Source organism: Sphaerisporangium sp. NPDC005289, from assembly GCF_040607455.1.
Lineage (GTDB): Bacteria > Actinomycetota > Actinomycetes > Streptosporangiales > Streptosporangiaceae > Sphaerisporangium > Sphaerisporangium rhizosphaerae.
This window is the reverse complement of sequence record NZ_JBEXGS010000014.1, coordinates 65179-80350: the sequence shown is the minus strand read 5'-3', so window position 1 is coordinate 80350 and position 15172 is coordinate 65179. Positions and strand designations below refer to the sequence as shown.

The 15172-nt window shown below is 72.5% G+C and carries 10 protein-coding genes; 5 read left to right on the top strand and 5 right to left on the bottom strand.

From position 1 onward, the window contains the following. Positions 1 to 122 precede the first annotated feature (122 nt). The 3 genes from ABZT47_RS24135 to ABZT47_RS24125 are packed head-to-tail and all read left to right on the top strand — an operon-like array spanning position 123 to position 2629. On the top strand, positions 123 to 1151 hold the full coding sequence (locus ABZT47_RS24135) for a hypothetical protein (protein WP_354846110.1): 1029 nt from the start codon (positions 123 to 125) through the stop codon (positions 1149 to 1151). Between the two features lie 7 nt (positions 1152 to 1158). Further along, a complete protein-coding gene (locus ABZT47_RS24130) occupies positions 1159 to 1809 on the top strand; it encodes a hypothetical protein (RefSeq protein ID WP_354846107.1) in 651 nt (216 codons plus the stop codon). 10 nt (positions 1810 to 1819) lie between these two features. Continuing rightward, complete coding sequence (locus ABZT47_RS24125) at positions 1820 to 2629, top strand: inositol monophosphatase (RefSeq protein ID WP_354846104.1); 810 nt, start codon at positions 1820 to 1822, stop codon at positions 2627 to 2629. Here ABZT47_RS24125 and ABZT47_RS24120 read toward each other — a convergent pair. Then, positions 2619 to 3809 carry an SLC13 family permease gene (locus tag ABZT47_RS24120; protein WP_354846102.1) on the bottom strand — a complete coding sequence of 397 codons (1191 nt, stop codon included), beginning with the start codon at positions 3807 to 3809 and terminating at the stop codon, positions 2619 to 2621. The genes ABZT47_RS24125 and ABZT47_RS24120 overlap by 11 nt on opposite strands. A 331-nt stretch (positions 3810 to 4140) precedes the next feature. On the opposite strand from ABZT47_RS24120, the gene ABZT47_RS24115 reads away from it, so the two are divergent. Continuing rightward, complete coding sequence (locus ABZT47_RS24115; protein ID WP_354846099.1) at positions 4141 to 9957, top strand: TIR domain-containing protein; 5817 nt, start codon at positions 4141 to 4143, stop codon at positions 9955 to 9957. A 39-nt stretch (positions 9958 to 9996) separates the two neighbouring features. Here ABZT47_RS24115 and coaE read toward each other — a convergent pair whose 3' ends face one another. From coaE to ABZT47_RS24095, 4 genes are all read right to left on the bottom strand, one after another. Continuing rightward, positions 9997 to 10602, bottom strand: a complete 606-nt coding sequence (gene coaE, locus ABZT47_RS24110; RefSeq protein WP_354846097.1) for a dephospho-CoA kinase — start codon at positions 10600 to 10602, stop codon at positions 9997 to 9999. A gap of 21 nt (positions 10603 to 10623) precedes the next feature. Then, the gene (locus ABZT47_RS24105) at positions 10624 to 11082 is read right to left on the bottom strand and encodes a GNAT family N-acetyltransferase (RefSeq protein WP_354846094.1); all 459 of its coding nucleotides are present in this window, start codon (positions 11080 to 11082) and stop codon (positions 10624 to 10626) included. Between the two features lie 400 nt (positions 11083 to 11482). Beyond that, positions 11483 to 12964 (bottom strand): 30S ribosomal protein S1, encoded by a 1482-nt coding sequence (gene rpsA / locus ABZT47_RS24100; protein WP_354846091.1) that lies wholly within the window; start codon positions 12962 to 12964, stop codon positions 11483 to 11485. Between the two features lie 222 nt (positions 12965 to 13186). Next, on the bottom strand, positions 13187 to 14299 hold the full coding sequence (locus ABZT47_RS24095; protein ID WP_354846088.1) for a polysaccharide deacetylase family protein: 1113 nt from the start codon (positions 14297 to 14299) through the stop codon (positions 13187 to 13189). Between the two features lie 71 nt (positions 14300 to 14370). Here ABZT47_RS24095 and ABZT47_RS24090 point away from each other — a divergent pair, with 71 nt between their 5' ends. Then, positions 14371 to 15171 (top strand): DUF2127 domain-containing protein, encoded by an 801-nt coding sequence (locus ABZT47_RS24090; protein ID WP_354846086.1) that lies wholly within the window; start codon positions 14371 to 14373, stop codon positions 15169 to 15171. Position 15172 lies beyond the last annotated feature (1 nt).

The following is a 15172-nucleotide window of genomic DNA, read 5'->3' as shown; positions in this document are numbered from 1 at the left end:
CCGCGACGGCGGCCGGCCGCGATCGGCGTCGCGAAGCCCGGCACTGGCCTCCGGTTTACCCTCCCGTTACCATGACCACGGGGCTTACTGATCGTCGAGGCGGGGCGGGCGCCATGGAGCGCATGGGCAGGTTCGTTGCTTGGGTCGGCAAGAACGCCGACGGCGTCATCGCCCTGGTGCTGGCGGTCTTCATCGCCTTCCTCGGCCTGACCGCGAGCGACGAGATCATGGGCCAGCCCAAGAGCGAGCTGATCAGCGGGGTGACCCTGCTCGTGCTGGGCCTGCTCACCGCGGCGATCCTTCGCGACCGGTGGCGGCAGGAGCCCATGGAGGAGACGATCAAGGAGAACTTCCGCACGACCTCCGGCGCGCTGGCCGACCTTCCCGCGCGCCTCGACCGGCTCACCCACCTCGAGGCGGTCGTCCAGAGCGCCAAGCGCGTGCTCGACGACCTGCAGGTGGTGCAGGTGCTCAACGGCGCCGACGAGATCGCCGAGGCACACGCCGAGGCGCGGCGCTCCACCGACCGCTGGTACTTCAAGGGCGGCACGGGCACCTACGTGCGGGCGGTGACCCTCCCCGAGCTGGTCGTGGCCGCCCGCCGCGAGCGCAAGGCCCTGCTCGTGCGCCTGGAGATCATCGACCCCACCCACCTCGGCGTCTGCGAGGCGTACGTGCGCTTCCGCCGGTCGGTGTCCGACGCGCCCGACGGCACCGGCGAGTACTGGACGGTCGACCGCACGCGCAAGGAGTCCTACGCCACCATCCTGGCGGCCTGCTGGTACCGCCAGCGGTTCAGCCTGCTGGACATCCACCTCGGGCTGGCGGCGACCATGACGACGTTCCGGTGGGACCTGTCCGCGAATCATGTGATCATCACGGTGGAGGACCCCAACCGCGCCCTGGTGACCCGGCGCGGCAGCTTCTACTACGACCACTGCGCCACCGAGCTGATCGCGAGCCTCGACCAGGCCAGGCGCGTCCCCCTGGAGTCGGCCAAGGCGACGCAGGTGGGCGAAGAGCCCACCGTCGACGAGGTGCGCAAGCTGTTCGAGGCCCTCGGGCTCGGCCTGCCGAAGGCCTACGGCGACCGCGACGTGGTCGAGATCATCCGCAAGGCCATCCGTGCGAAGAACCCCTACTCGGCATGAGGCCCGCGTGAGGTACGACGACCTGTACGAGGAGGTGGCGTCGGGCGCGGCGCCCCGCGCCCTCCCCGGCCGGGTGCTGCGCCTGCTGCGGGACATCGCGGCTGGCCGGTCGGCGATCAGGGCGGTGCGCCATCCGCTCGGGTTCCTGTGCCTGCCGGTCGAGCGCAGCGGCGAGCACGGCGTGTGCGTCCACATCTGGTCGGCCGACGTGCCGAGCGTCGCCACCACCACCTCCGGCGTCCACTGCCACAGCTGGGACCTGATCAGCTATGTCCTGTTCGGCCAGGTGCGCAACGAGCTGGCCACGGTGGCCGACCGCGCCGCCGGAGCCTCCCACCGGGTGTTCGAGGTGGTCAGCGCGGGCGATGTGGACAGCATCCGCCCCACCGGGCGCACCGTCTCCTACGCGCCGGGGGCGTCGTCGCTCTACGGCGCCGGCGAGGTCTACACCCTGCGCGCCGGGGTGTTCCACCGCAGCGTGATCCCCGAGGGCACCGACACCGCCACGATCGCGCTGGGCAACGGGCGTCCGGGCATGGCCGATCTGTCCCTCGGGCCGCTCGGCACGCGCCCCCACCGGGTGGTCCGGCGCCGCTGCGACGATGAGGAGACCGCGCGGGCCGCCCGGCTGGCCGCGGAGCACCTGGCGCGAGCATAGGAGGGTCCCGATGGATCTCGAACACGCCCGGCGGGTGGCCGTGGAGGCCGCGGAGGCCGCGGGGACGCTGCTGCGGGAACGGGCCTCGGGCACGTTCGCGATCCGCGCCAAGAACGGCGGCGACCTGGTCACCGACCTGGACGTCGCCGCCGAGAAGCTCCTGCTGGAGCGCATCCAGGCCGCCTTTCCCGCGCATCGCGTGGTGGCCGAGGAGTCCGGCGCGTCCGGGGACGCGGGCGCCGACTGGACGTGGTTCGTCGACCCGCTCGACGGCACCAACAACCTGGCGATCGGCCTGCCGCTGTACGTGGTCGGGCTCGCGCTGTGCCATCAGGGGCTGCCGCGGCTCGGCGTCGTCCACGACCCCGTCGGCGGGCAGACCTGGTCGGCGGTGCGGGGGCAGGGCGCGCTCGGCCCCCGCGGGCCGGTGCGCCGCCCACAGCGCCCGGCGGGGACGCACGGGCCGGTGCTGGCCTGGACCCAGGGGCACGAGGTCGTCCGCGACGACCCGGCCATGCGGTCGCTGAAGGCGGCGCTCGACCTGCGGGCGCGCAGAGTGCTGCAACTGTGGGCCCCGCTGCTGGGCTGGGTGATGCTCGCGCGGGGCGACATCGACGCGGTGGTGGGCTACCGCGCCGAGGCGGTCGACCTGCCCGGCGGCCTGCTGATCGCGCAGGAGGCGGGCCTGTGCGTGCGGGGGTTCGACGGCAGGCCCTTCGACGGGCGCACCGACCTGCCCGCGCACCGCCGCAACTTCGTCGCCGCCGGCCCTGAGCTGATGGACGACCTGCTCGGGCTGGTCGCCGCCGCTACGCGGTGAGCAGCAGCGCCGTGATCGTGGCGGCGATGCCGGCGGCGCACAGGCCGACCCCGGTGAGCACGAACTTGAGCAGGGGCACCTTCACGGCGCGGCGGCGGCACCACTCGAACCACAGCAGCGTCGCCAGCGACCCCCACGGGGTGATCACCGGCCCGACGTTGGTGCCGATGAGCAGCGAGAGCAGCTGGTCGTGGTTGGCCGGGGGGATCACCCGCTCGCCGGCGTAGTAGGCGGGCAGGTTGTTGACCAGGTTGGACAGCCCCGCGCCGGCCGCGGCGGCGCGGTAGTCGCCCGCGGTGTCGCCCGTGCCGCCGATGATCGCGCGCATGAGGTCGTCGAGCCCGTACCGGCTCAGCGTGGGCACCACGAGGAACAGCCCGGTCACGAAGACCAGCAGCTGCCAGGGGAACAGCCCCCAGGTCAGCTTGGAGCGGTCGCGCCACGCGAAGGCGGCGATCACCAGGACGGCCGCCACCGCCGCGGCCGCGCCGATCTGAACGCTGGCGAGGATGGCCGCGATGAACAACAGGCAGGCGCCGCCCGCGACGAAGAACAGCACCCGGTCGCCCACCGGGGCCGGGGACGGCGGCTGGTACCGGTCGGCGCCCCGCTCGCCGCGCCGCCAGTAGAAGACCCACAGGAACAGCATGGTCACGGCGATGGAGGCGACCTGCGGCGCCCACATGCGCACGGCGAAGTCGCGGGTGGACAGCCCGACCCGGTCCATGGCGAGCAGGTTGGTCAGGTTGGAGACCGGCAGCAGCAGGCTCGCGGTGTTGGCCAGCCAGATGGTGGTCATCGCCAGGGGCAGGGTGGCGATGCGCGCGCGGGGCGCCAGGGCCAGCATGACCGGCGTGAGCAGCACCGCCGTGGTGTCCAGGTTCAGAAATATCGTGACAAATGATGCGAAAGCCGTGCAGAGCAGGAAAAGAGCGGCATAGTTGCCGCGTCCGATGATCGCGAGCCGGCCGGCGAGGACGTCGAAGACGTCGGCCTCCTTGGCCAGCTCGGCCAGCACGATGACCGCCGCCAGGAAGAGCAGCAGCGGCCCGATGCGCCGCACGTTGGCGAGGGCCTCCTCCGCGGGCAGCAACCCGGTGGCCACACATGCCAGGCCCACGGCGAGCACCCCGAGCCGGACCCAGTCCAGCACCGCCAGCCGCCGTATCACGCTGGCCATGATCGCATACCCATGAGAGATCGAAATCCTCCAAAGCCCCGGCGCAGCAGAGGATAATGGCTCCCCTGACGGCACGGCGCCCCGGGGGCGGCCCTGACGGGCGGTTCCGATGAACGGTTCTGATGAACGGTTCTGATGAACGGTTCTGATGAACGGTTCTGATGAGCCGTCCTGCCGGGCGGGACTGACGGGCGACGCGGACGGGCCGTCGCGGCGAGCCGGGAGGCACGCCGGGGCGAGCGCGCGGCGCGAGCGCGGGAAAGGGCGTCGAGCACAGGGCGGTCACGCCGGGGGTCACGCCGGGTGGCGCAGGCGAGCGATGGGAGTCCGCATGGACGGTGGCGACGGCGCGCGGATCGACATCTTCGTCAGCTACTCCCCCGCCGACGAGCGGTGGGCGGGCTGGATCGCCTGGCAGCTGGAGACCGCCGGATACCGCACCATGCTCCAGGCGTGGGACTTCGTCCCGGGCACCAACTTCGTCGACTTCATGGACCGGGGCGTCAGCCAGGCCAAGCTGATGGTGGCGGTGCTGTCCAACAACTACCTCGGGTCCCGCTTCGGACGGCAGGAGTGGCTGACCGCCTTCCGCGCCGACCCCGACAATCCCGGCAACCGACTGGTGACGATCCGCATCGAGGAGTGCCCGCTCGAAGGGCTGCTGTCGACGATCACGTGGGTCGACCTGGTCGGCGTGACCGATGCCGGGCAGGCCAGGTCGCTGCTGCTCGACCGCATCCGGCACACGCTGGCGGGCCGGGCCAAGCCCGCCGAGCAGCCCGGCTTCCCCGGCGGACCGGCCAAGACCATCCCCGGCACCCTGGTGCGGGACGCGGCCGGCGGGCGTCCCGCCCACCAGGGCGCCATCGGCGTTCCCCACCCGGCGGCCGGCGCCGCGATCGGCGTGCCGCTTCCGGGCCCGGACGCCGTGAGCCGCGTCCCGGGCGAGGGCGGGGAGACGCCGGGCGCGCGGCACCGGCGCAGGACGCCCGTGACCCCGCCCGCGTTCCCGGCGGCGGCGCCCGTCCGGCGCGAACGCCAGGCGGTCACGGTGCTGCACGTCGCCGGGCCGCGCTTCGGGCGCGGGCTCGCCGAGGCGGACGAGCCGCTCGGCGCAGGCGAGCTTCAGTCCAGCGTGTGGGCCGACCTGACGCGCCTGGCCGACGCCGGGGTCCCCCGTCCCGACCTGCTGCTGGTCACCGGCGACATCACCGAGTCGGGCAGCGTCCGCGAGTACGGCGAGGCGCTCGCGTTCCTGACCGGGCTTCGCGTGCTCCTCGGCCTCGAACAGCGCAGGCTGGTCATCGTGCCCGGCCCCCGTGACGTCACCAAGGCGGCGAGCCGGGCGTACTTCGCCACCTGCGAGGCAGACGACGTGGCGCCCGAGCCGCCCTACTGGCCCAAGTGGCGGCACTACTCCGGCCTGTTCAAGGACCTCTACCAGGGGCTGGCCGACCCCGAGTTCGACAGCGCCCAGCCCTGGAGCCTGTTCGCCGACCCCGAGCTGAAGGTCGTGGTCGCCGGGCTCAACTCCACCATGGCCATGAGCCACCGCGAGGAGGACGCCTACGGCCACCTCGGGCAGGCCCAGGCCGCCTGGTTCGCCGAGCGCCTGCGGCCGTTCGAGGAGACCGGCTGGCTGCGCGTCGGGGCCGTCGGCCATCCCCCCTCCGCCCTGCGCGACCGGGGCACGCTCGAACGGCTGCTCGGCACCCGGCTCAACCTGCTGCTGCACGGCGGCGGCCCCGACGAGGTCGGCCACATCGGCGAGCTGCCCTGCGTGCCGTCCCTCGCGCCGGGGCGCCACCAGATCATCGAGATCACCCCCGACGGCATCCGCCGCTGGGCGCGCGACCGCGAGGAGATCACCCCGCCCGACGAGATCACCTACGACCGGCGCTCCGTGCACGGCACCTTCCCACCGGTGAGCGCCGTCGAGCAGGCCGCTCTGGACCCCTTGCAGGCCCCTCCGGACTCCGGCGCCGAGCCCGAGCGCGAGGCGAGCCCGTCGAGCCTGCTGCTGGACCGCGTCGCCGAGGTGTGCGAGACGCGCAGCGACCGGGCCAAGATCCGCAAGGTGCCGGGCGAGCCGCCGCACCTGCTGGTCACCGTCGCCGAGGACGGCTTCGTCCGCCAGCAGCTCATCGGCGCGCACGCGGGCCCGGTCTCCGCGGAGGATGTGTCGGCCTTCCTGCGCCAGGTGCACGCCGCCGGCCTGGAGCACGGCTCCGAGCTGGTGTACCAGGGGCCCGGCCCCTCGCGCGCCGTCCGCGACGACGCCCTGCGGCGCGGCGTGCGGCTGCGCAGCTTCACCGAGTTCCAGGGGCTGCTGGACCTGTCCGACCACGTCGCCGACCAGACGGCGCGGCTGGTGAGCGACCGGCGTTATCCCCCCGGCCTGTACGTCGCGCAGCGCTACCGCGAGGTCGACCGCGCCGGCCAGGGCGTCCGCGACGATCTCACCGGCGAGCTGATGCGGCTGCTGGCCGCCGACCACGGCCGGTTCGTGCTGCTGCTCGGCGACTTCGGGCGCGGCAAGACCTTCGCCCTGCGGGAGGTCGCGCGCAGGATCCCCGCCGAGCTGCCCCACCTGACGCCGATCCTCATCGAGCTGCGCGCGCTGGACAAGGCGCATTCGGTGGACGGGCTGGTGGCCGCGCACCTGGCCAACCACGGCGAGGAGCTCATCGACCTCAAGGCCTTCCACTACATGCTGCGCCAGGGCCGCATCGTGCTGCTGTTCGACGGGTTCGACGAGCTGGTCACCCGGGTCACCTACGAGCGCGCGGCCGACCACCTCGACACGCTGCTGCAGGCCGCCGAGGACAAGGCCAAGATCGTGGTGGCCAGCCGCACCCAGCACTTCAAGTCGCACGCCCAGGTGCTGACCGCGCTGGGCGAGCGGGTCGGCACGCTGCCGCACCGGCGGGTGCTCAGCGTCGAGGAGTTCACCCCCGCGCAGGTGCGCGCCTATCTCGCCAACCGGTACGGCGGGGACGAGCGGGCCGCCGCCGACCGCATGAGCCTGCTGACCGGCATCTCCGACCTGCTCGACCTCGCGCAGAACCCCCGCATGCTGAGCTTCATCGCCGACCTGCCCGACGAGCGGCTGCGCGCGGTGGCCCAGGCGGGCGAGGCCATCAGCGCCGCCGGCCTGTACTCGGAGATCCTGGACAACTGGCTGCTGTTCGAGGAGCGGCGCACGCACGTGCCCGGCGCGCCGGGCGGGCTGAGCGCCGAGGAGCTGCGGCGGGCGGCGACCACGCTGGCGCTGCGCCTGTGGGAGAACGGCGAGTCCTACCTGCGGCCGTCCGAGCTCGCCGAGGTCGCCGAGACGCTCGCCGAGCCGACCGGCGGCCGCCTGCCGGCCGGCCAGACCGCGCACGCGATGGGCACCGGCAGCCTGCTCGTCCGCACCGACGAGGGGCTGTTCGGCTTCATCCACTCCTCGGTGATGGAGTGGATGGTGGCCTGCCACATCGCGCGCACGCTCGGCGAGCACCTCGCGCTGCGCCCGCTGTCGGCGCTGATGGTCGACTTCCTGTGCGACCTGGCCGACACCGGCCGGCTCCAGGCGTGGGCGGCCCGCACGCTCGCCGACCCCGCGGCCGACGACACCGCGCGCGCCAACGCCATCAAGATCACCACCAGACTGCGCACGCCCGCCAGGACCGACCTGCGGGGCGCGCGGCTGCACGGCGAAGACCTGTCCTACCGCGACTTCGCGGGGGTGGACCTCAGCGGCGCCGACCTGACCGACGCCCAGCTCGTGGGCGCCAACCTGACCCGCGCGATCCTGCGCGACGCCCGCCTCAACGGCGCGCGGCTCGACGAGGCCGTCCTCGCGGGCGCCGACCTGCGGGGCGCCGACCTGACCCGCGCCCGGCTCCCCCGGGCCGACCTGCGCGACGTCGCCACCGACGGCGGCCGCTGGGACCGCGCGGCGCTGATCGACGTCACCGCCTCCCCGGCGTTGGCGACCGCCCCCGCCCTGCGCGGCGCCGCCATCGCCCCGGGCCACCCCGTGACGCCCGAGCTGGCGCCCCCGCTCGTCGGCGTGCCCTACGGCTACCACTTCCAGAGCAGCCGGCTGCCGGAGCCGGTGGCCTACAGCCCCGACGGCGGGCTGCTGGCCTTCGGCAGCGAGGACGGCGGGGTACTGGTGTGCGACAGCGTCAGCGGATCACCGCTGCGCACACTGCACGGTCACCGGGGGCGGGTGTACAAGGTGGCGTACGGGCCGGGGATGCTCGTCACGGGCGCCGCGGACGGCACCATCCGCATCTGGGACCCCTCCACGGGGGCCGAGCGCCTGGTCATCACCGGGCACGCCGAAGGGGTCTGGCCGGTCGTGCTCAGCCCGTCCGGCGAGCTGGTGGCCGCGGGCGGCGCCGACGGCGTGATGAACGTGTGGTCGGCGGCCACCGGTGAGCCGGTGGCCTCGCTCCCCGGGCACACCACCCCCATCTACACCGCGGTCTTCCTGCCCGGCAGGCTCGTGACCGGCGACGCGGGGGGCGCCATCCGCGTCTGGGACCTCGGCACCGGGCGGCTCAGCCACCGGCTCACCGGCCACCAGGGCACGGTCTACCGTCTCGCGCTCAGCCCGGACGGCCGCCTGCTGGCCGCGGGCGACCACACCGGAGCGGTCAAGATCTGGGATCCGGCGAGCGGCGAGCTGCTGCACGATCTGCGCGGCCACACCGGCCGGGTCTATGCCCTGGACTTCCACCCCTCCGGGGATCTGCTGGTCTCCGGTGACACCTCCGGCGCCGTCCGCCTGTGGGATCCGCGCCGCGGGCGGCCGGAGGGCGCGCTGCCGAGCCACTCCGGCGCGGTCTACCAGGTGCTCTTCGGCCCCGGCGGTGACACGCTCGCCACAGGCGACAGCAACGGTGTGGTGCGCATGTGGGAGCCGGACACCGGCCGCCAGCGCGCCGAGCTCGCGGGCCACCGCGGGTCGGTGTGGCCGTTCGTCTTCCGCCCGGACGGCCGGCAGCTCGCCACCGCGAGCAACGACGGCACCGCGCGCCTGTGGGACCCCGAGACCGGCCAGTGCCGCCAGACGCTGCGCGGCCACGGGCGCCGCATCACCGCCGCGCGGTTCAGCGCCGACGGCACCATGCTGGCCACCTGCGGCAACGACGGGTACGTCCGGCTGTGGGACCCGCGCACCGGACGCCGGCTGCGCGAGCTGACCGGCGCCGCCGACCGGCTCATCTCGGCGATCTTCAGCCCGGCCGGTCCGCTGCTCGCCACCGCGAGCAACGACGGCGGCGTCTACCTGTGGAACGTGGCGGCGGGCACCTTCGAGCGCGAGCTCAACGTGGAGACCGACCACGTCTGGGCCGAGGCGTTCAGCCCGGACGGCGAGATCCTCGCCACCGCCAACGACGACGACAGCGTCCGGCTGTGGTACCGCACCTCGGGACGGGAGGTCGGCAACCTCGCCGAGCACCGCGGGCGGGTGCGCTCGATCGCGTTCAGTCCGGACGGCGCCACCGTCGCCACCGGATGCGACGACCGCGTGGTGAGGTTGTGGGATGTGCATTCCGGCGCGCGGCTGGCCGCCCTCGAAGGGCACACCGACCGGGTGTACGCGGTGCGGTTCGACCCCACGGGAAGGCTGCTGGCCAGCGCGGGCAACGACGGCACCGCCCGCGTCTGGCGACTCGGCGCCGAGGGCGGCGCCTGGGCGGCCGACCCTCTGCACACGCTGAGACGCCACACCGGGCGCCTCTGGACGGTGGACTTCAGCCCGGACGGCACCCGGCTCGCCACCGCGGGCGACGACCTGGTCGTGCGGCTGTGGGACGCCGCGTCGGGACACCATCTGCACACCCTGGTCGGCCACACCCGCCGCGTCTGGTCGGTGGCGTTCTCCCCCGCGGGCGACGTGCTCGCCAGCACGGGCGACGACGGCGTGGTGATCCTGTGGGACCTGACCGCGGAGGTGCCGACCCAGCGGGCCACGCTCCTCGGGCTGCCGGAGGGGTGGGCGGCGATCAGCCCGGACGGCCGGTACAAGATCGAGGGAGAGGTCACCGGGCAGTTCTGGTACGTCATCGGCATGTGCCGGTTCGACCCGGGCGAGCTGGACCCGTACCTGCCCGCCGTCCGGCAGATCGCCCTGGACGCCCCCTTCTGACCCTGGCACCGGGTCCCTGAAGAGGCGGAGCCGTCTTGGTCAGGCGTCGGCGGTGCGGTGTCGCCGGATGCGGGCCCAGACCTCCTCGACCCGGGCGTCGAGGTCGTCGAGGTCGCCCTCGTTCGGGACGACGATGTCGGCGATCTTGAGCCGGTCCTCCCGGGTGGCCTGCGCCTTGATGCGGGCGACGGCGTCCTGTTCGGCCATGCCGCGCAGGCCGGTGAGCCGGGCCAGCCGCGTCCGGTCGGAGGCGTCCACCACGACGACCAGGTCGTACATCGGCGCCAGGTTGTTCTCGGCCAGCAGCGGCACGTCGTAGACCACGACGGCGTCGGCGGGCGCGGCGCGCTGCAACTCGGCCACCCGCTCGCCGACCCTCGGATGAACGATCTCGTTGAGCCGCGCGAGTTTGCCGGAGTCGGCGAACACGATCTGCCCGAGCTTCTCGCGGTCGAGCGAGCCGTCCTCGCGCAGGACCTGCGGGCCGAAGGCCGCCTCGATGAGCGCGAGCCCGCTGGTGCCGGGCTCGACCACCTCACGCGCGATCTTGTCGGCGTCGATGACCACGGCGCCCCGCGCGGCCAGGCGCCGGGCGACCTCGCTCTTGCCCGACCCGATGCCGCCCGTGAGCCCGACCTTCACCATGAACGCAAAGCGTAGCCAACGCTAGGCGGGCTTGCGCATATGGACCATGGTCAGGTGCTCGTGGACACGCTCGCGCCGGGTCTCGCGGTAGCCGAGACGGCGGTACAGGCGCAGGTTGCCCTCCGACAGATGGCCGGTGAACAGGTCGAACGCCTCGACCTGGGGGCTCAGCTCGCCCTCCACGGCCTTCATCAACGCGGTGCCGAGCCCTTGCCCCTGCCGGTCCGGGGCCACCACGAGCCGGCCGATGAGGCCGCTGCGCTCGCCGAGCCGGCCGCGTACCGAGCCGACGATGCGGCCGGACTCGACGGTCTTGAGCACCGTCGCCGACGCGATCGCCCCGCGCAGGCCCTCCAGCGACTCCACCAGCGGCGCGATGAACGGGTCTCCGTACAGCTGGGCCTCGACCACATAGGCGGCCCGCTGGAGGGTGAGGATCTCCCCGGCGTCCTCGGGCCGGGCCCGCTCGATCGGCGTCACCCGCCCACTGTAGGGCCGCGCCCGGACGACCACACCTCGGCGGCGCGGAAAGGGCGACAGGCCGGGTTCGTGGGGAATCGTCCCCGGGGAGCACGTCCGGGCTCCGGTGCAGCACGCAGGGCCGCACAGGGCCGCACAGGGCCACGCAGGGCCACGCAGGGCCACGCAGGGACGCACAGGGAGGCAAGGGCGGCGCGCAGGGGCGCGCAGGGAGGCACAGGAAGGTTTAGGCGGCACGCAGGGCCGCGCAGGCAGGCACAGGGGCCGCGCAGGGGCAGAGCGCAGGGGCCGCGCACAGGGTCGCGCCGGGCCGCACAGCCCGCGCGGGGAGGTCCTGGGACGCGAAAAGGGCCCCACCGAAGTGGGGCCCTTTCCTCGCAATCAGCGGTCGTTCAGAGCGTCAGCTCTGGCCGCCCGCCAGCTTCTCCCGCAGAGCCGCCAGGGCCTCGTCGGAGGCCAGGGCGCCCGCGGCCGGAGCCGAGCCACTGCTGGAAGAGGACGAGGGAGGCGTCTCACCGGAGTAGGACGACGGCCCCGCGGCCTCGGCCTCGTCGGCGCGCGCCTTCTCGACCTGCGTCTTGTGGGCCTCGAAGCGGGTCTGGGCCTCGGCGTACTGCCGCTCCCACTCCTCGCGCTGCTTCTCGTAGCCCTCGAGCCACTCGCCGGTCTCGGGGTCGAAACCGTCGGGGTAGATGTAGTTGCCCTGGTCGTCGTAGGTCGCCGCCATGCCGTACAGCGTGGGGTCGAACTCGACGTCAGCGCCCATCGCGCCCTCGTTGGCCTGCTTGAGCGACAGCGAGATGCGCCGACGGTCGAGGTCGATGTCGATGATCTTCACGAAGATCTCGTCGCCGACCTGGACGACCTGCTCGGGGATCTCGACGTGGCGCTCGGCCAGCTCGGAGATGTGGACCAGGCCCTCGATGCCCTCCTCGACCCGGACGAACGCGCCGAACGGCACCAGCTTGGTGACCCGGCCGGGAACGACCTGGCCGATCTGGTGGGTGCGGGCGAACTGCTGCCAGGGGTCTTCCTGCGTCGCCTTGAGCGAGAGGGAGACGCGCTCGCGCTCCATGTCGACGTCGAGAACCTCGACGGTGACCTCCTGGCCGACCTCGACCACCTCGGAGGGGTGGTCGATGTGCTTCCAGGACAGCTCGGAGACGTGGACCAGACCGTCGACGCCGCCGAGGTCCACGAATGCGCCGAAGTTGACGATCGAGGAGACGACGCCCTTGCGGACCTGACCCTTCTGCAGGGTGTTGAGGAAGGTCTGGCGGACCTCCGACTGGGTCTGCTCGAGCCAGGCACGGCGGGAAAGAACCACGTTGTTGCGGTTCTTGTCCAGCTCTATGATCTTGGCCTCGAGCTCACGGCCGACATACGGCTGCAGATCGCGGACCCGGCGCATCTCGACCAGGGAGGCCGGCAGGAAGCCGCGCAGCCCGATGTCGAGGATCAGACCGCCCTTGACGACCTCGATGACCGTGCCGGTGACGATGCCGTCCTCGTCCTTGATCTTCTCGATCGTGCCCCAGGCGCGCTCGTACTGCGCGCGCTTCTTGGAGAGGATCAGCCGGCCTTCCTTGTCCTCCTTCTGGAGGACCAGGGCCTCGACGTGCTCTCCGACCTCGACGACCTCGGCCGGGTCGACATCGTGCTTGATCGAGAGCTCGCGCGAGGGGATGACACCCTCGGTCTTGTAGCCGATGTCGAGCAAGACCTCGTCTCGATCGACCTTGACGACGGTGCCTTCGACGATGTCGCCGTCGTTGAAGTACTTGATGGTCTCGTCGATCGCGGCGAGGAAGGCCTCCTCGGAACCGATGTCGTTGACCGCTACCTGCGGGGTGCTCGAGGTGGCCTCAGTGCTGCTCGTCATGTGTGGAATTGCTCCGAACGCGGACAGATGTCGATGTGGCGGACGCGCGGCAGGCCCTCTTTTTCGCTCAAGCCGAGGATGGTCGGGATGACCCGTGGTCGACATGACCGAGCGCGAGCCCGCTCCGTCCGAGGCGCACGCGAGCCCACAGCGCAGCGATCAGCATATGAGAGTACGCGGGCGTGGTCAATCCGGCGCTCACCCGCACAACCCCGCAAGCCCCTAGTAAACGATCTTCACCCTGTCGAGCTTTGCCAGGATCTTACTCCCCAGTCGACGTGGCATGGAGACGTGCGTCGGGTCCCCGTCGGAGGTGTATCGCCTATCAGGATGCTTCTCGAGCCACCCCAGCCAGTACTCCGAGCACCACTTGCGACATTCCCCCTTTTTACCGTTTGACTGGATTCGTGGGATGTCGTACCGGTCGTAGGCCTTCGCGTAGGGCGAAATCGCCGGCTCCGCCCCGGCCAGGAAGACGGCCTGGAAATGGAAGGAGGTGCCCTTCCACTTCCCCGAGCGGGCCGTCGCCCGCTTCTTGGGGTTGCTGCCGTAGGGCAGGGCGAAGGTGGAGGAGGCGGGCGCGCCGAGCCCGGTCAGCAACCGCTCCTCGCGGGCGATCACCTCGGTCACCTTCTTGCCGGACAGCCGGTGCAGATCGGGATGGCCGAAGGTGTGGTTGGCCACCTCGAAGCCGCGGTCGACCAGCCAGCGCACCGCCGCCGCCTGGCGATCATGGGAGACCAGTCCGAAGGGGTGGTCGTTCACCCAGAAGGTCGCCACCGGCCGGAAGCCCGGATGCCGGGCGGCGACGTCGTAGATGATGCGCACGACGGTGTCCTTCTTCGGCGTGCCGGAGGAGTCCAGGGCGAAGTGCGAGGGGTGGCCGTCGTCGAAGGTCAGCACGACCGGGTGGGCGCCGGCCGGCAGGTCGATCAGCCCGGCCGCGAACTCCGCCGCCGTGATCGGCACGTAGCCGTCCGCGGCGAGCCGCTCCAGCTCCTTGCGCAACTGGGCGGGGGTGCGGTCGATGGAGGCCCGGCGCTTCTTCAGGATGCGGTGGTACATGATCACCGGTATCGCGCCGAGCTCGTTGGCCTTGACCTTCCGGGCGGACTCCACGGTCGCCGCCGCGACCGGCGCGGGGCTGGCCGGGGCCGCGGAGGCGGACGGCGAGGGGGCCGCGCGTCTCGGCTCGGGCGACCCGCCACTGAACGGCAGGACGAGCAGCGCCACCACGGCGACGATCATCACCCCGACGTTCACGATGCCGAGGACGGTGGTCAGGCCGGGCGTGCTCCGCACGGTGTTCTCCTGGATCGGGCGGCTGGTCGGCATTCACCCTAGGACAGACCAATCGACCTCGTGGCGATCCAGCACACACGCCGGGCATGTGTTGAAATTTGCTTGTGAACTGGAGTCTGCGGGCCTGCGGCCGCCATGGGCACGTCACCTACGCCCCCACCGAGGAGGCGCTGCGCGGGCGCCTGCGGGCCGACACCGCTCTCGGGGAGGCGTGGCGCTGCCTTCGGTGCGGCGACTTCACCCTCGGCGAGCCGCACGGCTCCGGGCCCGCCGCGGACGCGCCCATCGTGCTGCGCGGCAAGGCGCTGCGCGACGCCACGATCCTGCGGCTGCTCGCCGTCTTCCGGTGGGCCAAGGGCCTACTGGTGCTCGGGGCGGCGTTCGGCATCTGGCGGTTCCGCGCCCACCAGAACGCGATCGGCCTGGCCTTCGACGAGGACCTGCCCCTGCTCCAGCCGCTGGCCGACAAGCTGGGCTGGAACCTGGAGGAGTCGGGCGTCGTGCACACGCTGCGCACCGTGCTGGCCGCCGAGACCCGCACACTGACGTGGATCGGACTCGGCCTGCTGGTCTTCGGGGCGCTGCTGATGACCGAGGGCGTCGGGCTGTGGCTGCTCAAGCGCTGGGGCGAGTACTTCGCGGTGGTGGCGACGTCGCTGTTCGTCCCGGTCGAGGTCTACGAGCTGGTCGAGAAGGTCACCTGGTTGAGGGTCGTCATCCTGCTGGTCAACCTGGCGGCCGTGCTGTACATCCTGCTGTCCAAGCGGCTGTTCGGCCTGCGCGGCGGTCGCGCCGCCCACGAGGCCGAACGGCACGAGACGAGCCTGCTCGAAGTAGAGACCGCCACCCTCGAAGCCACCCTCTCAGGCCACCGCCACCACCACGCCCCGGCCACCGCCGACTGAA

What these genes read in the sequence shown, in the direction of transcription:
- ABZT47_RS24135 (WP_354846110.1), top strand. Translation starts at nt 123, where the DNA reads ATGGGCAGGTTCGTTGCTTGGGTCGGCAAGAACGCCGACGGCGTCATC.
- ABZT47_RS24125 (WP_354846104.1), top strand. Translation starts at nt 1,820, where the DNA reads ATGGATCTCGAACACGCCCGGCGGGTGGCCGTGGAGGCCGCGGAGGCC.
- ABZT47_RS24120 (WP_354846102.1), bottom strand. Translation starts at nt 3,809, where the DNA reads ATGGCCAGCGTGATACGGCGGCTGGCGGTGCTGGACTGGGTCCGGCTC.
- ABZT47_RS24115 (WP_354846099.1), top strand. Translation starts at nt 4,141, where the DNA reads ATGGACGGTGGCGACGGCGCGCGGATCGACATCTTCGTCAGCTACTCC.
- coaE (WP_354846097.1), bottom strand. Translation starts at nt 10,602, where the DNA reads ATGGTGAAGGTCGGGCTCACGGGCGGCATCGGGTCGGGCAAGAGCGAG.
- rpsA (WP_354846091.1), bottom strand. Translation starts at nt 12,964, where the DNA reads ATGACGAGCAGCACTGAGGCCACCTCGAGCACCCCGCAGGTAGCGGTC.
- ABZT47_RS24095 (WP_354846088.1), bottom strand. Translation starts at nt 14,299, where the DNA reads ATGCCGACCAGCCGCCCGATCCAGGAGAACACCGTGCGGAGCACGCCC.